Origin of the sequence: Metabacillus dongyingensis (assembly GCF_019933155.2) — a bacterium.
In the GTDB taxonomy this organism is placed as follows: Bacteria; Bacillota; Bacilli; order Bacillales; family Bacillaceae; genus Bacillus_P; species Bacillus_P dongyingensis.
Genome location: NZ_CP082944.1, coordinates 745984 through 771833, shown reverse-complemented (window position 1 = coordinate 771833; position 25850 = coordinate 745984). Strand labels below are relative to the sequence as shown.

General features: G+C 38.7%; 22 protein-coding genes. 8 read left to right on the top strand and 14 right to left on the bottom strand.

The window, feature by feature from the left end; genetic code table 11:
• Window positions 1-22 precede the first annotated feature (22 nt).
• The 3 genes from K8L98_RS03960 to K8L98_RS03950 all read right to left on the bottom strand — a co-directional run bounded on the left by K8L98_RS03960 (window position 23) and on the right by K8L98_RS03950 (window position 1344).
• Window positions 23-202, bottom strand: a complete 180-nt coding sequence (locus K8L98_RS03960) for a hypothetical protein (protein ID WP_223439889.1) — start codon at window positions 200-202, stop codon at window positions 23-25.
• Between the two features lie 56 nt (window positions 203-258).
• Entirely contained in the window at window positions 259-441 is a 183-nt protein-coding gene (gene tatA, locus K8L98_RS03955; RefSeq protein WP_223439887.1) for a twin-arginine translocase TatA/TatE family subunit, read from the bottom strand.
• A gap of 327 nt (window positions 442-768) precedes the next feature.
• Window positions 769-1344: a glycerol-3-phosphate responsive antiterminator gene (locus K8L98_RS03950; protein ID WP_223439885.1), complete on the bottom strand. Its 576-nt coding sequence runs from the start codon at window positions 1342-1344 to the stop codon at window positions 769-771.
• 423 nt (window positions 1345-1767) lie between these two features.
• Here K8L98_RS03950 and K8L98_RS03945 point away from each other — a divergent pair, with 423 nt between their 5' ends.
• From K8L98_RS03945 to K8L98_RS03935, 3 genes are all read left to right on the top strand, one after another.
• Complete coding sequence (locus K8L98_RS03945) at window positions 1768-2685, top strand: aldo/keto reductase (RefSeq protein WP_223439883.1); 918 nt, start codon at window positions 1768-1770, stop codon at window positions 2683-2685.
• 499 nt (window positions 2686-3184) lie between these two features.
• Window positions 3185-4678, top strand: coding sequence for an FAD-dependent oxidoreductase (locus tag K8L98_RS03940; protein ID WP_223439881.1), 1494 nt, complete (start codon window positions 3185-3187; stop codon window positions 4676-4678).
• Window positions 4679-4707: 29 nt separating this feature from the next.
• Complete coding sequence (locus K8L98_RS03935; protein WP_223443140.1) at window positions 4708-5307, top strand: TetR/AcrR family transcriptional regulator; 600 nt, start codon at window positions 4708-4710, stop codon at window positions 5305-5307.
• 205 nt (window positions 5308-5512) lie between these two features.
• Here K8L98_RS03935 and K8L98_RS03930 read toward each other — a convergent pair whose 3' ends face one another.
• From K8L98_RS03930 to K8L98_RS03915, 4 genes are all read right to left on the bottom strand, one after another.
• Window positions 5513-5806, bottom strand: coding sequence for an RNA polymerase alpha subunit C-terminal domain-containing protein (locus K8L98_RS03930; RefSeq protein ID WP_223439879.1), 294 nt, complete (start codon window positions 5804-5806; stop codon window positions 5513-5515).
• A 278-nt stretch (window positions 5807-6084) separates the two neighbouring features.
• Window positions 6085-6486 (bottom strand): DoxX family protein, encoded by a 402-nt coding sequence (locus K8L98_RS03925; protein WP_223439877.1) that lies wholly within the window; start codon window positions 6484-6486, stop codon window positions 6085-6087.
• A 274-nt stretch (window positions 6487-6760) separates the two neighbouring features.
• Window positions 6761-8683 (bottom strand): S8 family serine peptidase, encoded by a 1923-nt coding sequence (locus tag K8L98_RS03920; RefSeq protein ID WP_223439875.1) that lies wholly within the window; start codon window positions 8681-8683, stop codon window positions 6761-6763.
• Window positions 8684-10165: 1482 nt separating this feature from the next.
• The gene (locus K8L98_RS03915) at window positions 10166-11047 is read right to left on the bottom strand and encodes a LysR family transcriptional regulator (RefSeq protein ID WP_223439873.1); all 882 of its coding nucleotides are present in this window, start codon (window positions 11045-11047) and stop codon (window positions 10166-10168) included.
• 133 nt (window positions 11048-11180) lie between these two features.
• On the opposite strand from K8L98_RS03915, the gene K8L98_RS03910 reads away from it, so the two are divergent.
• Window positions 11181-11780, top strand: coding sequence for a class I SAM-dependent methyltransferase (locus K8L98_RS03910; RefSeq protein WP_223439871.1), 600 nt, complete (start codon window positions 11181-11183; stop codon window positions 11778-11780).
• Between the two features lie 299 nt (window positions 11781-12079).
• Window positions 12080-12259 carry a hypothetical protein gene (locus tag K8L98_RS03905; RefSeq protein ID WP_223439869.1) on the top strand — a complete coding sequence of 60 codons (180 nt, stop codon included), beginning with the start codon at window positions 12080-12082 and terminating at the stop codon, window positions 12257-12259.
• A 106-nt stretch (window positions 12260-12365) separates the two neighbouring features.
• Here the strand turns inward: K8L98_RS03905 and K8L98_RS03900 are convergent, their stop codons facing one another.
• Together K8L98_RS03900 and K8L98_RS03895 are read right to left on the bottom strand one after the other, a co-directional pair.
• A complete protein-coding gene (locus K8L98_RS03900) occupies window positions 12366-13799 on the bottom strand; it encodes an alkaline phosphatase PhoX (protein ID WP_223439867.1) in 1434 nt (477 codons plus the stop codon).
• Window positions 13800-14278: 479 nt separating this feature from the next.
• Window positions 14279-14869: an NAD(P)H-dependent oxidoreductase gene (locus K8L98_RS03895; protein WP_223439865.1), complete on the bottom strand. Its 591-nt coding sequence runs from the start codon at window positions 14867-14869 to the stop codon at window positions 14279-14281.
• Between the two features lie 173 nt (window positions 14870-15042).
• Between K8L98_RS03895 and K8L98_RS03890 the strand changes: the two genes are divergently transcribed.
• Window positions 15043-15810, top strand: coding sequence for an alpha/beta hydrolase (locus tag K8L98_RS03890; RefSeq protein ID WP_223439863.1), 768 nt, complete (start codon window positions 15043-15045; stop codon window positions 15808-15810).
• A 131-nt stretch (window positions 15811-15941) separates the two neighbouring features.
• Here the strand turns inward: K8L98_RS03890 and K8L98_RS03885 are convergent, their stop codons facing one another.
• The 5 genes from K8L98_RS03885 to K8L98_RS03865 form a co-directional block, all read right to left on the bottom strand.
• Window positions 15942-16493, bottom strand: coding sequence for a nitroreductase family protein (locus K8L98_RS03885; RefSeq protein WP_223439861.1), 552 nt, complete (start codon window positions 16491-16493; stop codon window positions 15942-15944).
• Window positions 16494-17994: 1501 nt separating this feature from the next.
• Window positions 17995-18993 (bottom strand): inorganic phosphate transporter, encoded by a 999-nt coding sequence (locus K8L98_RS03880; protein ID WP_223439859.1) that lies wholly within the window; start codon window positions 18991-18993, stop codon window positions 17995-17997.
• Between the two features lie 11 nt (window positions 18994-19004).
• Complete coding sequence (locus K8L98_RS03875; protein WP_223439857.1) at window positions 19005-19625, bottom strand: DUF47 domain-containing protein; 621 nt, start codon at window positions 19623-19625, stop codon at window positions 19005-19007.
• A 222-nt stretch (window positions 19626-19847) separates the two neighbouring features.
• The gene (locus tag K8L98_RS03870; RefSeq protein WP_223439855.1) at window positions 19848-21110 is read right to left on the bottom strand and encodes a dicarboxylate/amino acid:cation symporter; all 1263 of its coding nucleotides are present in this window, start codon (window positions 21108-21110) and stop codon (window positions 19848-19850) included.
• Window positions 21111-21516: 406 nt separating this feature from the next.
• Entirely contained in the window at window positions 21517-22545 is a 1029-nt protein-coding gene (locus K8L98_RS03865; RefSeq protein ID WP_223439853.1) for a TRAP transporter substrate-binding protein, read from the bottom strand.
• A 106-nt stretch (window positions 22546-22651) separates the two neighbouring features.
• Here K8L98_RS03865 and K8L98_RS03860 point away from each other — a divergent pair, with 106 nt between their 5' ends.
• Window positions 22652-24229 carry an ATP-binding protein gene (locus K8L98_RS03860; protein ID WP_223439851.1) on the top strand — a complete coding sequence of 526 codons (1578 nt, stop codon included), beginning with the start codon at window positions 22652-22654 and terminating at the stop codon, window positions 24227-24229.
• Complete coding sequence (locus K8L98_RS03855; protein ID WP_223439849.1) at window positions 24229-24921, top strand: response regulator; 693 nt, start codon at window positions 24229-24231, stop codon at window positions 24919-24921. Before K8L98_RS03860 ends, K8L98_RS03855 begins: the two co-directional genes overlap by 1 nt.
• Window positions 24922-25850 lie beyond the last annotated feature (929 nt).

The window sequence follows — 25850 nt, the reverse complement described above, 5'->3', positions numbered from 1 at the left end:
CGATATATACCTGCTGCAAACTTTAATTGCATCCCCAGATTCTAAGCTGAACGTGAGGAACTAGAACTAAAATGTTTGAAATCAAATTAGGCGGAGTAATAGAACAGACGTTACTGTTATGTAAAAATAGGTCAAGAACAACCATCAGACGCTTTCTCAACTCTTCTAAGTGAGCAATTTGTTCTATCTCATTATCGTTCATACTACGGCACCTCTACCCTGGAACCTAATAGATTACTAGACTTGTTTTCGATAATCTTATTTTTGATCCTTATTCGTCTCTTTGTCCGTACTCATAAGATCTTTTGTTGCATTCTTAAATTCCTTCAGTGTACTTCCAGCAGCTCTTCCAAGTTCAGGAAGCTTTGAGGGGCCAAAAATGATAAGGGCTAGAATGATGATTAAAATTAATCCAGGAATTCCAATGTTGCCAAAAGGCATGTTTTTCCCTCCTAATTAAACTGATATTTTATAAGCTGAGCAACAAAAAACCCAAGTATAGTCAGTCCTAATAAAACATACGGTTATATGTTTAATAGAACTAGTAACTATACCTGGGTTTTCTCCATATACTCCACCCTGGGGTATGTTAAGTGTGCAGTTGTTGTTGCTTATAAGGATATTTTGACATAGCATTGTAAATTTTATATAAGCTTTACGTTAAGAATTATTGATTTTACCTATCAACAATTCAATCTTAAGACTCATTTATTAAAATAGAATTTTTTTATGTGTTTTTTTCATTTTTATTTAAATAAAAAGTTCATTCTAATAGTTTTTATAGTCCAGGTCCCATAACTCAGGTGCTCCAACGGCTACTCCGTGTGCTCCAGCATCTACTGCCTCTCTTATTTCATTTGGATGTTTGATTAATCCCGCTGTAATAATAGGGCAATCAATTTTTTCATAAAATTCTCGAATCACTCGCGGCATTAATCCCGGCATAATTTCAATTGCATCGGGGTTTATAGTAGAAATATTTCGTATACCATTTTCATAAGCTTGTGTATCTATCATAAATAAATGCTGGACGGTTAGTAATCCCTCTTTTTTAGCTGCTTGAATCAACTGATTTTTTGTTGAAACAATTCCATCTGGCTTCACTTTTTTTGACAAATACTTTATTCCTTCACGGTCATTGGCTATCCCTTTTATAAGATCAACATGCAAAAAAATAGATTTGTTGTTTTTTCTGCTTTCCTCCACACAGTGTTCAACTGTAAAAATATCACCGGACATTAAAAATATCGTTTCTACAGGTGAAAGAACCGCTTTTTCAATTAAGGAGACATCACGTACAGCAGCTATAATAGGATTATTTTTTACAAGGATTTTTTTCTCCATTAATTCACCTCCAGATATTTAGTTTTATCATTTCTTTATTAATCGTTAAGTTAATTTTTGTAAAGGATTATTAAGATTTAAATTCATTTTATAATTAATACAGATAAAATAAGGGTTCTCTTTTAACGCCGCTGTGTAAGCTGGGCAAATTGCAATAGGAACTCTTTTGCTAATGACAATAGGGAAAAGGGAAATAGGGTTTATATCAATATAGGTCTGACTATTTTTATGGAAAAGAGCAACTGCCCTCTGTATGGAGGACAAGGTTGAATACATCGGAGTAATTTCTTGAAAACGCTTTACCAGTGTGTCACAATCAATAAGGGATACATAACCGAATTTTCAATTTATTGACTACCATTGCCGAAGAAAAGTTCAAACGAATTATATGAAATTACACAGTTACATTAGGGAGGATCTATCATGAGGACTATGAAACTTGGAAAAAGTACTTTAGAGGTGCCTGTTGTTTCAGTGGGCTGTATGCGCATTAATTCTCTGGAAAAGGCCGAGGCTGAACACTTTGTGCAATCAGCACTTGAATTAGGTGCAAATTTCTTCGACCATGCTGATATTTATGGGGGTGGAACATGCGAGGAAATATTTGCTGAAGCCATCCATATGAACGATGATATTCGTGAAAAGATTGTTTTGCAATCTAAGTGCGGTATTCGAGAAGGAATGTTCGACTTTTCAAAAGAACATATTTTAGAATCAGTTGACCGAAGCTTAAAGAGATTGAATACAGATTACCTGGATATTCTGCTTCTGCACCGTCCGGATACGTTGGTAGAACCAGAAGAAGTAGCAGAAGCTTTCGATATTCTTGAAAGTTCTGGAAAAGTTCGTCACTTTGGTGTTTCCAATCAGAATCCAATGCAGATCGAATTACTTAAGAAGTCGGTGAAGCAAACAATCGTCGCTAATCAACTTCAATTAAGTATTACCAATGCAAATATGATTTCTAATGGATTTAATGTGAACATGGTTAATGATTCTGCTGTGAACAGAGATGGCAGCATACTTGATTATTGCAGACTGAACGATATTACCATTCAGCCATGGTCCCCTTTCCAATTCGGATTCTTTGAGGGAGTTTTCCTGGGTAACGACAAGTTTCCTGAATTGAATCAAAAGATTGATGAAGTCGCGAACAAATATGAAGTAAGCAGCTCAACCATCGCTATCGCGTGGTTATTGCGACATCCAGCAAACATGCAGCCGGTTATCGGCACGATGAATGAAGGCCGTTTAAAGGATTGCTGTAAGGCAAGTGATATCCGTCTTACTCGCGAGGAGTGGTATGGCATTTATCGTGCTGCAGGTAATGTACTGCCTTAATCAGTTGAACAACCATAGAGTATTTCTTGATTCACTAATTGGTTGATTCGCTGTATTATTTTGTAGCTCCCTTTAGTAAAAAAAAATGATATACCTAAATCCCAATTTCTCAATTTTAATGCTGAGGAATTGGGATTTTTCGTTACACCAAAAATCACTTAACATAAACAACCTTCATTTTTAAAAGAATTTTGTTTTGGAAATCCTCTTTTTGTTATAGTTCTTTTTTATTTGAAGCTGAAAAAATATTCCAAGGTGAAATTTGTTGGTTTTCTGAGATGTGCTCTAATTTATTAAATGCAAAGCCCTCCTTGTGACTGCAAATATTTTCTTATTTTCAGAGCTGAATTAATGTTTATATTTTTGTTGACATTTTATGTAATCCATTTTATTCTTTTGTTGAATGAACTGTTCATTCATTCTTCGGGGCTAATTTATCATTACAAGCTAATTTATTATTAATGCTTTTGTAATGAATATATTAATGGGGGCGATAAAGATGATCAAAACAGGGGAAACATTAAAAAAAGGCAAGTGGGAAAGAGCGATTGTAATTGGTGGAGGAATGGCTGGATTACTCTCTTCAAGAGTACTTTCTGATTATTATGCAGAAGTGCTTATCATAGAAAAAGATGATCTGCCTGTAAAACCCGATATTCGCGCAGGCACTCCTCAAGCTTTTCACCCACATCGATTTACACCTCGAGGTAAAATGATAATGGAACGATTCTTCACTGGATTTAATGATGAATTACTGACTTGCGGCGCTCCATCCACACAAAATAAAATGATTCACCAGACCAATCAATATGGATCCCTTGTAATGCCCAACACAGAAAATGATGCAACATTCAGCAGAGCTCTGCTTGAGTGGGTATGTCGTCAGCAAGTAAAAGGGATTTCAAATGTTCAATTTCTTACAAAAGTTGACGTAATCGGCTTGCTAATGACATCAGATCAAACCGTTGTAACAGGGGTCCATGTGCGAGAACGAGAACAACTAGATCAGCAGAAAACACTGATGGCAGACTTAGTAATTGATACTAGCGGCCGTTCATCTAAATTGGTAAAATGGCTGCAGCACCTCGGATTTGATGTACCAAATCCTGATATCCTCAAAGTCTCGCTTGGTTACAGCACTCGCCATTATAAGATTCCCTCTCATTTGTCAGTAAAGTGGGATGTCATTCGAATTGCTGGAGATCCCTCCAATAAGACTTTAACTGGGGTATTTTCCATAATTGAGAATAACATAGCTGAAACAGTACTTTATAGTCCTGGCGGGCATTATCCAACGACGAATGCCGCTGAATATGAAAGAGAGGTTGCCCAGCTGGCCGATCCATTAATAGCAGAAGTGCTGCAAGAGCTTGAACCAATTACAGCTCCTAGAGGTTATAGAGTAAATGAATTAGTCCGTCATCACTTTGAAGAAATGGAGCGATGGCCATCCGGATTGTTGGTTTTAGGAGATGCTTACTGCAATTTTGATCCGATTTTTGGCCAAGGAATTACAATGGCTGCAATAGAAGCAGAAATGTTAGAATCCTGCTTGCGTGAACAGCGGAATCATCCCTTGCCTTATTTTGAACGCAACATACTCCAAAAAGTGAATGAAATTGTTGAACCTGCCTGGTGGTTGAATTGTGCTGCTGATCTGCCGTGGCAAGGAGTAACATATGCAGGCAAACCGCTTAAAGGGATTGAATTTGCCCAAAAATACTTTGCATTGTATATTAAACATGCCACTGCCAAACGTAATTTTGAACGATATGGTTTGTATTGGGCGGTGAATACTTTACTTTTACCACTAAATAAAATAATAAATTCGCAAATGTTAGCTGCCATTCTTGCTTCTGAAGAAACATCTTCCGAAAGTAAAGAATTGCACTCTGAACTCTCAATGGCAAGTGGTCAGACACTTGATGAACAATTGTTTCAGATTATACCAACCTTTCCCTCAACAGCTTATGAATATTTGAATGCCCAATAATAATGAAATGAATCTAGGAGTGAAACATCATTGCACCTTTAAACGAAGAACAGCTGCAGCAAATTCGCGATGAACGAAAAGAACAAATTATAGAAGCAGCCCTCAAGGTCTTTGCCCGAAGAGGAATTATTGGCACGAAAATGAGCATGATCGCTAGTGAAGCTGGAATAAGTGCCGGGCTTCTCTACCGCTATTTTAAATCCAAAGACGAACTATTTACTACACTCGTTCAGCAAGCAATAGACGAATCAATTACCGGAATCAAGAGCATCTATCAACTGCCTGGGTCCCCATTAGATAAAATAAAAACGTTAACCGCTGAGATACTCAATGAAGGTTCCCAGCTTTATTTCATGCTGATGCATCACGCTCGGACGTCAGATGAAGTACCAATAACCGCCAAAAAGATTATTGAGGAGAATACAATGAAGACTTACATCGACATATTGGAACCCCTATTCATTGAAGGACAGAAGAAGGGGGAACTTGTAGAAGATAATCCTAGTGAACTGATATCATGCTATTTATCCCTTCTTTCCGGGCTAATGACGTTGAATATTCAGGGAGATGAAAATTATCAGATGCCAAAAGTCGATTTATTATTGAGATTTGTAGTGAGGCCTTCTTAACAGCGAGGAGCGCAATTCCCCAGTCCTTCGGCGACAATTGTCGTTTTTCGGAGTTATAGAAGGTTATTTTCATGGTACAGAATAAACGTTCGTTTTTAATTAACAAAAAAATCGCTGAAAATATTTCAGCCATTCATAATAATTTTTAATAATTTACTTGAGAAAAAATCAAATAAAATCATACTCCTGTATTAATTCTTGGTGTTTAGTTTCTGAATGATAACCCATTTTCCTTCAAAGCAGTCCTAAGTTTAGGCAAAGAAGCTGGTCCCATACCATGCAATTGCAAAATCTCTTTTTCACTGCATTTTGATAGCTCCTGCAAAGAACTGATCCCATTGTTTTCCAATGCTCGTCTTGCTGGTGCCGAGAGCAAGGAAAGAAATCCATTAGCAGGTTTACGTTCTTGCTCACAAATCGGACAGGTTGGACAATCGCTGCTTTTATAATATTTGTGCCCTTTATTACAAGTCCTTAAATTTTTTTGTGAAGTTGTCATTATAAGATGTCTCCTTTTCTTATGTAATTATTTATTTTCCTTTCACCACATGACTTTTTCAGTATTTTGATGCTTGTTTCGCTATCTCCTTATTCCGTAATCTTTTTAATGGAATAACTTATATTTCCATATTAGCATAAATGTCCAATTACCTGCCTCAAATATATAAACGAAAAAGCCCGCCATTTAAACTGCTAGATGGCGGGCAACCTGCATTGCGATATACTGTTTTTCACTCTGTACAGAACTGATAAAGCACTGAGTTCCTTTTGTTATTTTTAGAAGAATAATGCATCAAGTGAATAAGCACCTGCACCTGTTAAAGCTACACCAATTGCAACAGCAAGCAAAGTCAGGTTGAATTCATAGCCATTTTGAGCAGCCCAGAAGCCGTTTGGTCCATGAACTTTAACAATCGCAATAAGCATTGTGCCAGCTAATGCAGCTCCTGCAAGCGGGGTAAGGAATCCTGCTGCAAAAAATGCTCCGCCGGCAAACTCAGCAAGGCCGGCAAGTACCGCCATTGCAACTCCAGGTTTAATTCCAATTGATTCAAAGAAACCCCCTGTGCCTTTAATGCCGTGACCTCCAAATGAACCAAACAGTTTTTGTGCTCCATGAGCCATGAACGAAAGTCCAATCACTAAACGAATAAGTAAAAGTCCTAAATCTAATAACATCCTGATCATCCTTCTTTCAATTATTTTTAATTCGAGATATATTCTTAAAAAAATTTACTCTTTAATTTATATGCAGACCTTGCAGGGAAATTACTTTTAATTAAAATATCTTGAATTCAAAGTAATTATATTCTTTATTTCCTTATCTGTCAATCTCTTATTGCAATAAAATCAATCTGAAAAAATTTAGCCGTTTAAAACATACAATCATTAATGGATATGATGTCATCAAAAAAGGAGCCGCTTCTGCATGAAGCCGCTCCTTTTATCTGTTCTATTGTACAACTGCAAAAGAGAAATCCTGAGTGCCTGACGGAACATTGTATGCCTGCACTTCAATCGTATAAGTCCCGGCTTCCGCATTTGGCAGAATAACCGTTTCTACATTATTTCTTCCATCCCACTGATTATTGTAAGGAGAAATAAAATCGTTTCCTGTGTAAGTTTTTCCGCCAGGTGATTTAATGACAAGATCTAAATCATTGACTAATGAAACAGATGCTGATGGGTTTCCAGGATAATCTGTCCATGCCAGAGCAATTCTCAGCGGTTTGCCGCTTGCAGCATGAAACGAATAAGCTGCTTTTTCATTTGTTCTGAGTGCTTTTGCTTCGTTTGTAAAAGCAGCATTGACTGATTTGTCCAGAGAGACTCTGCCCCATCCCTGATTTCCGCTTGGATAGCCAAGTCCAAGGTCCTGTGCACCAGCAATCAGAACCGCTTTAATAAGGGAAGGCTTTGGAGTAATTCCCTTATTTTTAATAAAGTGCTCGCGCAACAGAGCAACATTTCCCGCTACAAGCGGAGTGGCCATTGATGTTCCGCCCATATAAGCATATTTACTGTTATAATTCGCCCAGAAAGATGAATCTGGCGCGAGCGAAGAACGGGTGGATAAAATAAATGTTCCAGGTGCAACGATATCAGGCTTCACCCTTCCATCTGAAGTAAGCCCTCTAGATGAGAAAGCAGCGATTTGGCTGATATTATCCGCGTACGATCCAAATGACGGACGGTTATTTTCAGAAGCACCGACTGTGATCGCATTTTTAGCTGTGCCTGGTGTGCTCAGTGTTTTGGCACTCGGCCCATCATTGCCTGCTGCAAACAGCACAGTCATATCATCGTTATTGTAGACATATTCGTCTACTTGTTTTGATTCTAATGTATACGCACCGGCTGCAGGAGCGCCCCAAGAATTCGTATGGATTCTTGCCCCAGCGCTGTAGGCCTGTGAGAAAAGTGTGTTAAGGCTGCTCGGCAATCCTCCGAGGCCACCGCCCGCATCCATAATCGACTGAAAAACGAGTCCAGCTTTAGGAGCCATTCCTTTGAATTGAGCGTCCCCAAGCACAGATCCTGCTACATGTGTTCCATGGCCGTTAGGATCACTGGAATTGTTCGTCCGTCCTAATGCGTATAGTGCTTTAATCTTTCCGCCTTGGAATGCTTCATGCATAGAAGCATCGTTTCTGCCTGTATCAAGGCCGGTATCTGCAACCGCAACTGTCTGGCCTGCGCCTGAAAGTCCATAAGCGCTGCTTGTTGTATTGACCTTCGTTATACCGGCTGCCGCATCGTTGTTAAGCTGAAACGTATTTTCTTTGGCTATAAAAAGAGTATTTTCCTGAGTGGCATATTCAATAAGTTCTGTAAGATTTTTCTTTACCAATTTTTTCTTCGATTTGCTGACGTCTTTTAACTCAACATCAAAGAGCTTGCTGTATCCTGATTCAAATAGAGCTGGATCTAACTTATATAATGGCAGGTAAGCCTTGACAGACGCAGTATCCTTTCCCTTTTTTAAAGAATGAACCGCTTTTTTATCCGCCTTCACCACAAATGCATAATCAGGTACATACTCAATGATTTCTGCACCTGTACCTGTAATCAATAATCGGTCTGCTTCTGTTACTGGACCTCTTAACTGCACGACATACAGCGAGTTTTTTGAACTTGTCTGCTCAAGCCTCTTCTTCATATTCTTTGGAAGTTTGCTGATATAGCTCTCCATTTTAAACATCGCTTTTCCGCCGGACCGATTATGGCGGAATGATGCATACCCCGCTTCCTTCAGCTTCAGTTCCTCCAGCTGCTGCTTCTGCGGTGCAGCTTCCGCCTGAACATTCGGGATAAATACACTTCCTGCTACACAAAGTGAAGTTATTAAAGCGGTTAACTTAACGCCTTTTCCCAAAACTACCAGCTCCCCCGAGTTTCCAAGATTAGAAGATTTTTCACTTTCTTCTATACTCTACTAATCTATCACATGAACATAGGATTGTTGTACTGGGAAAAAGACCTCTAAACCTAAATATAATGACTAAATTTTGAAATGGTTTTCTCACATTTGAAATCATACTCGCCCCCCTGTTGGCAGCATGTCTCATGAGTCTTATGATATAGAGATCCCTAAGTCTTGCAGCTCTTGCTCGCCGAAAGTTCTATAAAATAAACGCTGTTCGTAAAAAAGAGCTTCCCGTTTACAGGTAACGGGTTCGGTTGCGGGGTGCAAACATCTTAATTAGCAGTATAAATAGCTCACAAATCAGCATAGCTTCTGGTATGTTTTTTTATTGATTTATAAGGGTTATATAGGGAAACAATGCTATTTTCAACACATAAATTAGCATAAGAAATAGCAAGCATATGCTGGTCAGCAGAGTGCGTTTATTTGTACTGCTAATTCTATACCAATTTAATTGGGTAAATAAAAATAAGGAACTCCAGATTTTTATGGAGTTCCTTTTCGTTCTTCAATTATTGCCCCCGATTGTTGAATATCATTTATGTTGTCTTATCGAAGAAAAGCACCCGAATGTTGAAGATAAAAGGCTGTTGAAGCTGGCTCGCACTTATTGAACTCAAGCACCCGTTACTTTAATTTTAATTCTTCACAATCTAGATAATTCAGGACAATGGCTAACCCTTTAAAAATAAACCTTATTATTTACAATCCATCCTCTTCACCTAACATATTGCTAAATTTAATTAATGCCGTAGGTACATATTTATCTTTTCTATAAATGAATATTGTTTTAACTTTTCCATATTCCAGATTTTCCTGTTCAAAATATACTAACCCAGGATATTAGAAAGACTTCTAGTGCACAAAATAATAAAGAATTAATGTCACTTTGGTCTGGTCAGAGTCCAAGATTAGCTAAAAGTCAAACCGTTGAATCATTAATTCGAAATATTATTACAGAAGCTAAAAAAATTAATATAGATATTTATGGAGTGTAATAAATTATTGCTCTTATTCTTATCTCTCTGTTTTAAATAAATTAAATTGCTAAGTTATGAGCAAGGTCAGCCAGATATTTGGTTGACCATTTTTTATTTAACAGTAACGCATTTTTTATTAAACTAAACTGCCCCGTTACTATAAGTATATTCCTTCACAATCTCTATTTTAAAATATCCAAATTAACAACCAAGTGTTATTCAATTATCTGGCCCTTATGTAGAAGAACTTCAGTATCCGCTTACTCTGTTAAACTGCCCTTTGCCTTAATAAGAAGAGGCGACACTTTGTTAAGCAATCGCACCCGAATGTTGAAGATCCAATCTACATCAATATGTAAGAAATTACTGTCTCCCTCTTGAATAAAAGCATCTGTTAGTTCAAGAATAAAATGCCCAATTGAGTTGCCTACTTGGGTGATCAATATTGTTCCTATTTTTCAAATGCCTTTGTTAGGAAGGATATAAACAGTTTCACTTCAGGAGTTTCGATTTTGGTAACAACGTAAGTAAAAGACATTGGTGAAAGGATTTTATCTTGCTTTACTTCGATCATTTTCTGGTGTTTTAATTCTTCGCGGACCATAGATAAAGGCAAGTATGATACCCCTAATCCCTTTTCAATAAACCGTTTGGAAATTTCAATTTGAGTAACTGGCATTGTCCGAATGCTTGGATAATATCTTTTAATCTCGGTTAGAAGGTTGCTCCAATAAGTGGGATGGTTATTTGTTAAAACCCTATATTGTTTAAGTATTTCTACCTCAACAGGAAGATGTTCATTTTGTTCTTTTTCCTTCCTATATGGTGCCACTAGGATAACCGGGTCTCGATGAATAACTTCATAGGATAAGTCTTTTTGAATAGGCTCCATTCTGGAGATGCCAATGTCTGCTTTGCCAAGTCTAATCTGTTCCCCTATTTTGAATGAATTTACAATATTTATAATGACCTCTATACCAGGATGTTCATCTATAAAGCCCCGCAGAATATCCGGGAGTACAGAGGATGCGATTTGCGGAGCTACAGCAATAGTCAGTTTGCGATTATATCCTTGTTTCCAGCCTTCAAATTCTTCCATACCCTTATCATATTTTTCTACAATCTGTGTAGCAAATGAAAGAAACTTATAACCGGCAGGAGTTAGAGAAATGTTTTTGCCGACTCGATCAAACAATATAGTATTCAAATGGTTTTCAAGGCTTTTTATATGTTTGCTGAGAGCTGGTTGTGTTAAAAAGAGATCCTCAGAAGCCCGGCGAAGGTTTTCATATTTTGCTGCTATTATAAAAGTCTTTAACCACTTAATGTCCATGAAATTTCAGCCCTTTTTATTAATAACAGTTAGTTATCGATTTTCAACAATTTTGTTATTTTCCATTATATACTAAAATGTTTTACAATTGGATTATTCTAGTAATATAAATTCATCACAGGGGGAATGAATTATGGATACCACTATTAATAAGGTAAAAGAAAAGTTTAACCAAAACGCACTTCAATATGATAATCAACGCAGGAAGTTAATTCCTTGTTTTGATGACTTTTATTCCATTCCAATATCAATTATCGAGACATATAAGGAATCACCAAGGGTCTTAGACATAGGGGCTGGAACTGGGTTATTTTCTTCCTTCATAAGAAAAAAGTTTCCGAAAGCAAAAATGACACTAATCGATATTTCCGAAAATATGTTGGAACAAGCTAAGAGTCGATTTAAAGAAGATGATTATATTGACTATCTGATTGCTGACTATACTGAGCATAAATTTGAAGAAAAGTTTGATATTGTGGTGTCCTCACTTTCGATTCATCATTTAACAGATGAAGCAAAAAAGAAGTTGTTCGATAATATTTACTTCATATTGAATCCTGATGGGGTTTTCATAAATGCTGATCAAGTACTTGGTCATACACCATTTATAGATTCCATTTATAAAAATGATTGGAAAAATAAAATAAATAGGAGTGGCTTAAAGGGTATCGAAATTCAGGCAGCACATGAGCGAATGAAACTTGATAATGACTACACTAGTCAATCAAATTAATTGGCTAATAAATAGTGGTTTTAAAGATGTAGATTGTGTCTATAAATACTTTAATTTTGTTGTATTGTTCGCAAGGAAGTCTTAGCCGGAACATACTAGTGTCCCCTAGACATCTTCTGTTCAGGGGCTTTTCTATTCTTTATGGAATAATCATTTTTGAAAAAATAGGATAAAAAAACATTTTATTCCATTCCGATCTTCAACTAACTCATACAATTGAATAACTTAAAGCTCAGTTTTAATTTTCTAATAATTCCTTCCTTTAATCAACGATTTTGCCCTTTAGTGGAGTAACACGCATGGAGTTTTACAACATCGGCAAAAGCAAAAAAGAAAAATCCTGTTTAAATCAATACTGGATTTTGATCAAACTTTATTACAAAATATCTTTAGTATCAGGCATACAAAAGCCGATCCAAAATCTTCCATCCCACAAAGGTTTCCTTTACTATCAAAGTGTAGGTTATCTGGACATGTGATCCCACTTTAATGTCCACCTGCAACAAATACTCTGGAATGTAAAAAAAGATGTAAACCATACAAAGTGTTAGTTTACATCTTTTTTATGGTATCCTGTAAAACAATTTAAATCATTTTTACTCCGTGGCGCTCAAATGCTGCCGCTTCTAGAACGGACATACCTTGTTTCTCGGCAGCCTTAGCCACTTTTTCTGAAACTTGCGGTGCAAGATTTGCAGGAGCAGCATAAGACATGTCCCTTGCGCGCGCAGAGTTTCTGCGTTGGAACGGTCCCCAAATGGCAAAGGTTTTGCCTGGGCTTTGAATATTGACAAAAAGTGTGTTTCCATCTGGTGAGAAGGTTGGGCCTGCCAATTCATCACCACTTAAACGGTTGGCGGCAAAAGGATAGACCTTGCCTTCTGGGGTAATTCCCATAAGACGATCTTGGCCTGAACCATCTTCTGCAAACCAAAGGTCGCCCCATGGAGTACAACAGATATTATCCGGATATTCCATTTCTCGTGCATCATTTCCCTCATAGAAAAGCTCCAATGTATTAGTGTGAGGAATATAACGGTAAACGCGTCCAAGTTTTTTGTCACCGGCAGAGGTGTCATCGAACCAGAAAACACCCTCTTGGAAGAACGCTCCCTCTAGTCTACTGAATTCAATGCAGTTTTGTTCCTTAGCGTCCTCGCGGCATAAATGAGGATCTAGTTCCTTCCAAACAATCTTAAATGTTTGTCCTGTTTTAAAGGTGCTTGCTGTTGGATCAGTTACCGCTTCAATCGCAGCTGCATAAAGCTTACCGCCTTTTTGTAACGCGCCTGGTTTTTGGCTCAAGTCATTTGGAATAAAACGGTAAAGGTAACTTGGGCTTGCATCCTCAGTTAAGTATACATAACCTGTCGCAGAGTCGATGGCACAAGCTTCGTGAGAAAAGCGCCCCATTTCCTTAATTGGGGTTCTGGACATTTCATTCTCCGGCTGCTGTGGATCTACTTCAAATACATATCCGTGTGTTTCGGAACGTGTTTCTTCACAAGTCAGCCAAGTACCCCAAGGTGTAGCACCACCCGCACAATTTCGGATCGTTCCTGAAGATGTTACATATTCTTTAATAACTTCGCGATTTGGACCTACAACTAGAGCCGTTGTACCACCTAAAGCAGCTGCATCATATGGATTGCTTCCAAATGCTGGGCCATCCTTTAATTCATGGTTACGAACAAGAATAGTTGTATTGTTTGGCCCTTCAAATGCAGCCATTCCATCAAAAGCTCCAGGGATTTTGCTTCCGTCTGTCATCAGGTCGCCTTCTCTGGAAATAATTTTGTAATGAAAGCCTTTTGGAAGATCAAGAATACCATTCGGATCCGGAACCAAAGGGCCATATCCGCCAAATCCGCTGGCTGGATTATCGGCAGCATCCGCAAATGCTTTTGAACCGAGTGCTAGTACTCCAGTCGATCCAAGGGTTAGAGCAAGTGTGCCCATTCCTCCCGCTTTTAAGAAATCTCTCCTATTCATGCCATTATTAGATGTTTGACTACTCATAAAGTACATATCTCCTCACCAATATTTTTTTATATCAGTAATAGATTAAATGTAAATTATTAAGTAAAAATCCGAGTTTTGTTAAAATTCAGTATAAAATCAGTTTAAAAATGTAAAAAAGAAATTAGGCAACCTGGTTCCACATTCTATTGGACTCAGGATTTTCGTTTCTTCTGAACCCGTTTGTCTATTTGCCACTAAGCTACTTTTATTTAATTAATAGGGATAACTAAAAAGAGCAATCCATTCTCTGTGGATTGCCTTTTTCCATGCAGGTTACGTATAAGGCTTTTTGAATAGCTTGCTGAATAACCATTATTTCCATTTCATTACAATCACACAGTTGAAAAGGTCATATTGGAAGAAAAAACACACCAATTATGCTGATAATTGGGGTGTTAAATGTTGTCTTATTTACTATGCTGTTTTAATGTTTTGCACCTCTGAACCGAACCCGTTAGTTTACAGGAAGATCTTTTTTATTTTTGTTTCCCAATCATTTCAACAACTTCTTTGACTTCATTCAGCATTATTTTCCGTGTCTCTTCATCAACATATGGAACCGAATAAATAAACTTGTGGGCGAGCGTTTCGATTCCACAAAAATTCATAATGCCAACATCAAACGATGCCTGCATGGCCATTGTCAATTGCGGGGGCTTCAAAGACTTCTCAGGCTGCCCTGTAGTCTGGAAAATTAGTGCCTGTTTTTCTTTCAGCAATCCCTCCGGACCTTCATCAGAATACCGAAAAGCAAAACCGTTTGTAAAAACTCTGTCAAAATACCCTTTTAAAATCGCCGGCATCCCGGCCCACCATGTTGGAAAAACAAAGACAAAAATATTTGCCCATATAAGTTCACTCTGTTCCGCCTGAATATCAGCTGGAACTTTATCCTGATAAAAGGATGAATAGTCGTCTTCTGTCAAAATGGGGTTGAACTTCATCTGATAGAGATCTCTTTTTCTCACCTGAAAGTCTTTGCTTGTAAATTCTTTTTCCACGGCATCACATATCGCTGCATTAAAGCTTTCCGGATTCGGATGAGCATAAATAATCAATATATTCATTTCATTCTCCTAAAATCGCTTTTTTATTATTGTTTGCGGAGTATGAGAATAATATGATTTTGTTTGATATTTTTCTGTTTTGCAGTTGCCGTCATGGCTATATATTTCAAGCTATATTCTAAAATTTTCACTATAATATAAATATCAAGCTAGCTTAACAGGAGTGTACGATCATGATTGAAAAATTTGAAGTATTCATCTCAACACTTGAACGGGAAAGGCGAATTACAGTCTTTTTACCTGAAAACTACAGAGACAGCTCTAAATCATATCCAGTTCTTTACATGCACGACGGCCAGAATCTATTTGAAGACCGTGATGCAAGCTTTGGGTTCAGCTGGGGAATAAAAGATTATCTTGAACAAAGTGGCCAAGAATTGATTGTGGTGGGCATCGACTGCAATCATACCGGATACAATCGATTTAATGAATATGGTCCGTGGATTAACCGCAGTCTCGCTCAGGATTTGTTTGGACAGGATGAAGATCTTGGAGGCGAAGGCGATGCATATATCAGCTTCATCGTTCATGAATTAAAGCAGCTGATTGACAGCAAGTATCGCACACTTCCTGATGAAACCTCAATGGCTGGAAGTTCGATGGGAGGATTAATATCTACATATGCCGCCTGCAAATATTCGCATATCTTCAGAAAAATCGCTTCTCTCTCATCTGCTTATTGGTTTAATCAAAAAGAGATAGAAGCTTTGATAAAAGATAGTGATTTGTCAGCAATTGAAAAATTTTATATGGATGTCGGCACAAAAGAAATAACTGCTTCCTTTCATCATCAGGATTATATTGATTCCAGTGATGCCGTATATGATATTCTAAAAGAAAAGGTTAGCGATTACCGCTATGAAGTAATCGAAGATGCTGAACACAATGAAGCAGCATGGAGAAAGAGAGTGCCCGAGATTTTTAAGTATTTATATTCGTAAATTCAAAACGCATGAACCCATTCGAGGATTCATGCATCTTTATCGTTCGATCCGGGAAATACGGATTTTTTAAGTATGGGAAATTTCATTGAATTTACCAAGCTTTATTCATGAAAACAAAAGGATCTTTCTCAAAATGAACTTAGTTTTTCCAATGCATTCGTCCGTTTTCTATCTTTCACATGCAGGGCAGGATCAAAATAGCCAAGCTGCAGAATGCCAACGATTTTTTCACCATTTTGAACTCCTATGGCACGGCGGAATTTTGGGTCATACATGTGATTTGGCGTTTTCCATACCATTCCAAGCTCTTTTTCCCAGCCAAGCAGCTGCAGATTTTGAATAAGGGTGCTGATCGCCGCAAAATCCTCTTCCCATATTTTCTGGCGGGGATCTTCAGGCATAATGGCAACTAAAAATGCAGGAACATCTGCAAGCTTTGACCTAACTTTTTCATGTGCTTTTGCTTCGTAGCACGCAAGAACAGTCTGAATAAAAGCTTCCTTCCGCTCTCCGCTTACAAATAAAAACCGCCAGGGCTCTCTTAGACCATGATTAGGCGCCCAGACAGCGTCATTTAGCAGAGTTACAATATCTTCTTCCTTTACCTCGAGAGGAAGGTAATTTGATTTGATTGAGATTCTTTCACGTATTACTGCTGAAATAGATTGCTGCTGAATCATCTTTTTCCCCTCCAATTGATAACGATTTTCACTATCATCTAAAGCAATAGTATCACTCTGTATTTTTTTCGTCAATTTTGGACTGGTGACTTCTTTATTGAAGGAGAGATATTGTATTCATCTTCTAGGGTTAATAGGAAGCGGACTTAAGGAGTGTTTTGTACATCACCGCTTTGTAATCCAGTTTAGTACTCAACTGCGCTCTTTGAGTTCTCAAAAACTAGGGGAAGGCCACGTTGAGTACTCAATCACGGTCTTTGAGTGCTCAAAATCCCGAATTTGTTCATTTAGAGTACTCAACTGAGCTATATGAGTTCTCAAAATACCGAATTCGTTCTTTTAGAGTACTCAACTGCTCTCTTTGAGTTCTCAAAAACTAGGGGGAGGCCAGGGTGAGTACTCAATCATGCTCTGTGAGTGCTCAAAATACCGAATTCGTTCATTTAGAGTACTCAAACGCTCTCTTTGAGTTCTCAAAAACTCGGGAGGAGGCCAGGTTGAGTACTCAATCATGCTCTTTGAATGCTCAAAATCCCGAATTCGTTCATTTAGAGTACTCAACTGTGCTCTGTGAGTGCTCAAAAACTAGGGGGGAATCCAGGTTGAGTACTCAATCACGCTCTGTGAGTGCTCAAAAACTCTTGGGGAAGCCACGTTGAGTACTCAATCATGCTCTTTGAATGCTCAAAATCCCGAATTCGTTCATTTAGAGTACTCAACTGTGCTCTGTGAGTGCTCAAAAACTAGGGGGAGGCCAGGGTGAGTACTCAATCACGCTCTGTGAGTACCCAAAATCCTGAATTCGTTCATTTAGAGTACTCAACTGTGCTCTGTGAGTGCTCAAAAACTAGGAGGAATCCACGTTGAGTACTCATTCATGCTCTTTGAATGCTCAAAATCCCGAATTCGTTCATTTAGAGTACTCAACTGCTCTCTTTGAGTTCGCAAAAACTATGGGAAGGCCACGTTGAGTACTCATTCATGCTCTATGAGTGCTCAAAATCCCGAATTTGTTCATTTAGAGTACTCAAATGCTCTCTTTGAGTTCTCAAAAACTCGGGGGGACTCCAGGGTGAGTACTCAATCACGGTCTTTGAGTGCTCAAAATCCTGAATTTGTTCATTTAGAGTACTCAACTGCTCTCTTTGAGTGCTCAAAAACTCGGGAGGAGACCAGGTTGAGTACTCAATCATGCGCTGTGAGTGCTCAAAATCCCGAATTCTTTCATTTAGAGTACCCAATCGCTCTGTGAGTGCTTCATTCGCAGCTTTGATGTACTTTTTTCAAGGTGGGCTCGGTTTTTTTGCGGCATTCTCTTGCTTTGATGCACTTTTTTCAAAGAGCGGGCGCGTTTTTTTGCGGCATTCACTTTCTTTCACGCACTTTTATTAAGCTTCTGGCGTTTTTCTGGTCCATTCGAAGCTTTGAGACTTCATGCACGATCACTCCTTATGTTATAAACGATCCTAAAAAAACCCTCCAGTTAAGGAGGGTTTGCTAATTAAAAGAATAGATTTAAAATAAAGTAGGAAATCGCTGCTAATGTAGCAGAAATCGGCAAGGTGATGAACCATGTGATGACCATCGTTTTAGCCGTTCCCCATTTTACCCCTTTGATTCGATGTGCAGAGCCTACGCCAAGTATTGAAGATGAAATAACATGTGTTGTACTGACAGGCAAGTGAATAATCGAAGCGCCAAATATTACGGCTGCCCCAGTTAAGTCAGCTGCTACACCGTTAACTGGACGAATTTTCATGATCTTTCCGCCAACAGTTTTAATGATTTTCCATCCGCCGACACTTGTACCAAGTCCCATTGCAAGTGCACATGAGAATTGAACCCACCATTGAATATCAGTTGAGTCTTGAAGATTCCCGGCAATAAGGGCCATCGTGATAATACCCATTGCTTTTTGAGCATCATTTGTACCGTGAGTGTAAGATTGCAAAGCAGCTGTTGCAACCTGAATCGCACGGAAGTTTCTGTTTGTTTTAGTCAGGTTATTGTTTTTAAAGACAACTTTAAAAATACTGTAAACAATATAACCGACTATAAACGCTAAGATAGGCGAAATGATAAGTGCCTGAAGGATTTTCAAAAACCCTGAATAGTTTAGAGAATTAAATCCTGCCGCAGCAATCGCAGCACCTGCGATTGAACCAATAATCGCATGTGAGGAGCTGCTTGGAATTCCATAATACCAAGTAATTAAATTCCACGTGATGGCTGCAATCAGTGCAGCTAATATAACAACAGATCCATTTTGCAGGGTAAACGGGTCAACAATGTCCTTTGTGATCGTTTTTGCTACTCCTGTAAATGTCATTGCACCGACAAAGTTCATGACAGATGCAAGGATGATTGCCTGTCTTGGTTTAAGGGCTTTAGTTGATACAGATGTTGCAATTGCATTTGCCGTATCATGAAATCCGTTAATAAAGTCAAACGCTAAGGCAAAAATAACAACCAGAATGGTAAGAATTAATATAGTATCCATAATATCGCCTCTTACGCGTTCTTCATGATGATAGTTTCAAGTGTGTTGGCAACACCTTGACAGCTATCAGCAATTTCTTCAAGTGTTTCGTATATCTCTTTATATTGAATGATTTTAATCGGATCTTTTTCAATTGCAAATAAATTTTTCACAGCAGTACGCAGGTAATTATCACAGTTTGACTCAAGTTCTTTTAAACGGATAGCATGAGTGCGGATATCGCTTAACTTTTTGTTTGAAAGCAATTCAATTGATTTAGCAATTTCAATTGTACACTCATTAATTGTGTCAACAAACTTTACCATGTAGTCAGTCGGCTGTGTAACAGAATACATTTCAAACAATGCAGCAGAATGTTCGATGCCATCCAAAACATCGTCCATAATCATTGCAAGCTGAAGAATGTCTTCACGTTCAATCGGAGTAATGAATGCATTGTTCAGTTCCATGATGATGGTATGAACAAACGAGTCGCCTTTTGACTCATAATCCTTAATTGTTTCTGAGAATACTTTTAGATCATTGGCATTATTGATTTTGAAATCAACAAAATACTGCCCAGTTTCTTTTAAGTTCTCAGATATCTGACTTAACATTTCAGAAAACTTATCTTTTCTTCTTTTGATAGCCATTGCTTATTCCTCCATGGAGCCATATATTTTTGTTTTTCTCTCTATTATTTGCAACTTAAAAAGTATATACGTAATTGTCGAATACGAAAAGACTTTGTCGTTAATTTTTACAATATCTTTACAAAGTATTAATATTAGTAAAATATTTCTATGGTAATGATTTCTAAGCAAATTTACACAACTTTAAAAAAACACAAAAAAAAGCGGAAACTCCGCTTTTTTTTACTTAGCAATTGAAATTTTTGCAGGTTCTGCTTGTTCAGCCGGAGGATGAAATTCACCTTCCATTTTAGAAACAACAACAGTTGCAACACCATTTCCAATGAGATTAGTGATTGCCCTGGCTTCAGACATAAAACGGTCCACTCCGAGCAGTAAGGCGATGCCTTCAACCGGAATCATCGGGAATGCAGCAAGCGTTGCTGCCAATGTAATAAAGCCGGATCCTGTTACTCCTGCCGCCCCTTTAGATGTCAGCATCAGAATTCCAAGAAGGGTCAGCTGCTGCCAAATACTGAGGTCTACTCCATATGCCTGTGCAATAAACATGGCCGCCATTGATAAATAGATTGATGTGCCGTCTAAGTTAAAGGAATAGCCTGTCGGAATGACCAGTCCAACAACAGATTTAGAGCATCCGTATTTCTCCATCTTCTCCATCATCTTCGGAAGTGCGGATTCTGATGAAGATGTTCCAAGTACAAGCAGGATCTCTTCTTTAATAAAAGCGATAAATTTTGTAATGCTGAAACCATAATATTTTGCAATGGCCCCTAAAACAAAGATGATAAATAGGAACATGGTGATATAAACAGATCCCATCAGCTTACCGAGAGCAACAAGCGATCCTAATCCAAATTGTCCAATAGTGTATGCCATTGCTCCGAAAGCCGCATACGGTGAAACTTTCATGATCATGTTTACAACACCGAAGAAAATATCTGTCAGCCTTTCAAACAAAACGACAACAGGTTTTGCTTTTTCCCCAATCGCTGCCATTGAAATTCCAAACAAGACAGCAAAGAATAAGATAGGGAGCAGTTCTCCCTCAGCCATCGCGCCTACAACATTCTCAGGAATAATGCCGACTACAAAGTCAATGAAGCCATGACTTGTTTCTTCTGCCTGTTCCGTATACTGAGATACATCTCCACCCTCAACGGCATCTGTGTTGAAGCCTTCGCCAGGCTTTACAATTCCTACTACAATAATTCCGATTGCAAGCGCAAAGGTCGTCACAATTTCAAAATACAGGAGAGCCTTGCCTCCGATTCTTCCGACTTTCTTTAAGTCACCCATGCTGCCAATTCCGATTACTACCGTAAAAAAGATAATTGGCGCAATCACCATTTTAATCATTTTGATAAAGACATCTGCTAATACTTTCAGCTCAACCCCAAAGCTTGGAAACAAAAAGCCAACAGCAATACCTAAAATAATTCCGATAATGACCTGAACCGTCAAATTCTTAAAGTTAATTTTCATAGTATCCTCCATTCTCCTCATTGATAACGCTTACAATAATACCTTTATATTAACTGATAATTTAGACATCATTCCGTTTTGGTATTATTGTTCTTTTTGGTCTTTTTGGTCACCAGAAAAGCGGCACCGCCCGTTCAGCGCAGGCAGATAAGGATTCACCGGAAAAATCCGGATTTGACTTTTGGGAAATACGTTCTGGACGAGGAGTTCGTAATTATGAAATCACATAAAAAAGCTCCAACCATTTTAAGTTGAAGCTTCTCTATCAGCCAAAATAGCCGTTATTTCATTTTTTAGGAGTCATTTGATTTTAGCTTTTCAGCCGAAGTTTGCCTTATATCTCAGCATCTTAGCTATTTGGCCGAAGATAATGTCTATCTGTCCCTTGTTTATGCATCCAAAATTCTTATCGAACATTCCGGATATCCTCAATCCACCGCTCCCCATATTCAGAGGAATACGTTTCATAAAGCGGCATGAACACCTTACGCCATCTATCTTTTTCGGCTTCACTCAGTTCATGGATTTTCAACTTTGAATTTTGTTTCATTCTAATTAGCTGTGAGTCATTCATCTTTTTTGATTCTTTAAGCATCCACTCAGTCGTTTCATCCATGGCTTTTTGTATTTGAGTTTGCAGTTCAGGTTCCAGACTATTCCAGAATTCTGCATTCATTAAGACAGAATAGCCTAAATAGCCATGGTTCGAAACCGTCATGTCTTTTTGCAGCCGATAAAATCCTTTTGAATAAATATTTGAAATCGTATTTTCCTGGCCATCAAATTCATTTCCTTCCAAAGCGATGTAAACATCATTGAAGGAAGAAGCTTTTGGAATGGCACCCATCAATTCAAACTGTTTTGCAATTGTATCACTTGGCATTATTCTAAAGCGCTGTCCTGAAAAATCCTCAGGCTCGATCAATGCCCCCCTGCTGCTTGTCATTTGTTTGAAGCCATTTCCCCACAATGCGAGTCCCTTAATATTTTCACTTTCAAGTTCGCCCAGCAGCCGTTTTCCAACTTCTCCTGTATAAACGTTATGTACATGCTGCTCATCCTGAAAAATAAAAGGCAAATCAAGCACTTGCCATTCGGGGATGACCTCCGTCATTTTTGAATAAGAAGGAGCAATCATTTGAACATCGCCCTTTTTAAGCGCATTCAGCTCTTTTTCATCGGAATACATAATTTCGTTCGGAAAAACTTCCACTTTTATTTTTCCATCTGTCCGGTCTGCGATAATATCTGCAAATTTTTCTGCAGCCAGTCCCTTAGGTGTATTTTCAGCAACCACATGACTGAACTTAATGACAATTTGATCACTCAAACCATGCTGTTCATCGTCATCTTCTATTTTGTGCATAGGATCATGTGAAAAAACTGCCACTAAAAAGAGCACAGTTAAAAGACTTGCGCTAATAAACCATTTCATACTATCCACCGTTTCAACAATTTTTTAGTAGATTCATTGTATCATGAGATTTTGGTGCATGTTACAATGAAAGATATTTTATTCTTCAGAATAATGAGGAACCAATATGAGACGAATTTCAATCTTATGGAAAATTACAGGCTTAATCTTCTTTATATTAGGGTTTTCTCTTTTTCTGGCAGGCATTGTTTTAATCGGCAATTATATAAGCGGAAAAGAAGAAGAGTTAAAGGCGCGTTCATTCGTAACAGCGCAGACGATCGCCGAACTTCCTGAAGTGAAAGAAGCTCTTGAAAGCAGTCAGAATGATCTTAATAAAGTAATCGACCGCTTAAGAATCATCAACAACGCAAATTATATTGTTGTTTTAAACATGGATCGCGAAAGACTGACACATCCCGTACATGATATGATCGGCACCCGCTCACAGGGAAACGATGAAGGCCCGGCCTTTGCAGAACACTCCTACACATCTAAGGCTAATGGGGAAATCGGGACCGTCATGCGTGCATTTGTCCCTGTCATGAACGATGACCATGAACAGATTGGAGTCGTCCTTGCGGGATATAAACTTCCAGTCTTTATAGAAGTGCTGCAAAGCCTTGTGCTTGAAATCTTCATCACATCAAGTCTCTCTTTATTATTTGGGGGCTGGGGCGCCTGGATTCTGGCACGGCAAATTAAAAGACAGATGTTTCACCTGGAGCCTCATGAAATTGCAAGGCTCCTTGTCGAGCGCACTGAAACATTCAATGCCATGCACGAAGGTGTAATAGCTATTGATACGAATGAAAAGATTACTATTTTTAATAATAAAGCCATGAAAATGATGCGGATAAACGGTCACGTGATTGGAAAATCCATCAGAGAGGTTATTCCGGATACCGCCTTGCCTGAAATTCTTAAGCTCGATCATGCGATATACAGCAAAGAACTTAATGTAGGCAACCTGAACATTTTAAGCAATCGGGTTCCGATTAAAGTAAGCGGCCAAACGGTTGGAGCTGTGGCCATCTTTCAGGACAGGACCGAAGTGAAAAAGATGGCGGAAGAATTAACAGGCGTACGAGCTTTTGTAAACGCTTTACGTGTCCAGAATCATGAATACAATAATAAGCTCCATACGATTGCAGGACTGATTCAGCTCGGGAATCACGAAAAAGCGCTCCAGTTTGTCTTTCAAACCACTGAAGAGCAAGAAGAACTGATTCAATTTTTGAGTAAAAACATCAGAGATGAGAGCATTGCGGGATTGCTGCTCAGTAAAATCCGCAGAGGAACCGAACTTGGAATCAGCGTGGAAATTGACCGCAACAGCCAGTTTAATAGGTTCCCAGATAGGCTTGATCATCATGATTTTGTTCTGATCCTTGGCAACCTGATTGAAAATGCATTTGATTCTTTTAAACATTATCAAGGTCCCTTCCCTCATATTTTTATCAGCATCGAGCAGGATGCAGAAATACTGACACTCTTAGTCGAAGATAATGGAAGCGGAATAAAAGCAGCAGATTACCCCCGCATTTTTGAACAGGGTTTTTCTACAAAAGGAGGCCATGAACGGGGTATCGGGCTTTATTTAGTCAATCAGCTTGTTCAGCAGGCAAATGGCACGATCGTGGCGGAGTCTGCAGAAGGGGCGGGAACAAGCTTCACAGTTACATTTTATATGGAGGAGATTTGATGCCGGATAAACCAGTTTCCGTACTTCTGATAGAAGATGATTTAATGGTCCAGGAAGTGAATCGGGAGTTTTTAGACAGAGTGAATGGTTTTGAGGTTATTGGAATCGCATCAAATGGTGCTGAAGGCCTGGAGCTTGTGCGAATGCTTGCTCCTGATCTGATTTTGATTGATATGTATATGCCCAAAATGAATGGACTTGAGACCATTCAAGCCATTCGGGCAGAAGGACATGCCTCTGATATTATTGCGATAACGGCCGCAAGTGATATGGAAACAGTCCGAAATGTTCTGCTTCACGGAGCCGTTGATTATTTAATGAAACCATTCAAATTTGAACGGCTGAAGCAATCACTTGAAAACTATTCAGCCTACCGCAGAAAGCTGAACGATAAATCCCGTCTGACACAAAAAGAACTTGATTCAATCAGGTTTCAAAAAGAAGAGCCTGAAGAGAAAAAGGACTTGCCAAAAGGATTGCATGAGGTGACTCTCCATAAAATTCTTACCTACCTCACAGATCAAAGCGATCCTGTATCAGCTGAGAATGTAGCCTCAAGCGTGGGAATTGCCAGAGTAACAGCTAGACGATATCTTGAACACCTTGAACGAGAAGGAAAATTAGAGATTGATATTCAATATGGCGGTGTCGGGAGGCCTGTAAACAAGTATCTTATTTCAGGAAGAGCTTAGTTACTAGTTCATAGTTATCCTTGAGTACTCAAACATGATTTATTTCTCGATTTGTGGAATCATTGCTACTCTTTGAGTACCCAAACATGATTTCTAGCGCGGATTGGGGAATCATAACTACCTTTTGAGTACTCAAACTGGACTCTTCTCTCGATTTGGGGAATCATAGCTACTCTTTGAGTACCCAAACTGGACTCTTTTCTCGAATTGGGGACTCATAGCTACCCTTTGAGTACTCAAACTTGACTCTTCTCTCGTTTTGGGGAATCATAGCTACTCTTTGAGTACCCAAACTGGACTCTTCTCTCGATTTGAGGAATCATATCTACCCTTTGAGTACCCAAACAGGATTTCTCCCTCGTTTTGGAGACTCATAGCTACCCTTTGAGTACTTAAACTGGACTCTCCTCTTGATTTGGGGACTCATAGCTACTCTTTGAGTACCCAAACAGGATTTCTCCCTCGTTTTGGAGACTCATAGCTACCCTTTGAGTACTTAAACTGGACTCTCCTCTTGATTTGGGGACTCATAGCTACTCTTTGAGTACCCAAACAGGATTTCTCACTCGTTTTGGGGACTCATAGCTACTCTTTGAGTACCCAAACTTGGACTCTTTTCTCGATTTGGGGAATCATAGCTACTCTTTGAGTACCCAAACAGGATTTCTCACTCGTTTTCAGGAATCATAACTACCCTTTGAGTACTCAAACTGGACTCTTCTCTCGATTTGGGGACTCATAACTACCCTTTAATTACTCAAACCTGACTGTTCTCTCGATTTTGGGAACCATAGCTACCCTTTGAGTACTCAAACTGGACTCTTCTCTCGATTTGAGGATTCATAGCTACTCTTTGAGTACCCAAACAGGATATCTCCCTCGTTTTGGGTACTCATAGCTACTCTTTGAGTACCCAAACTGGACTCTTT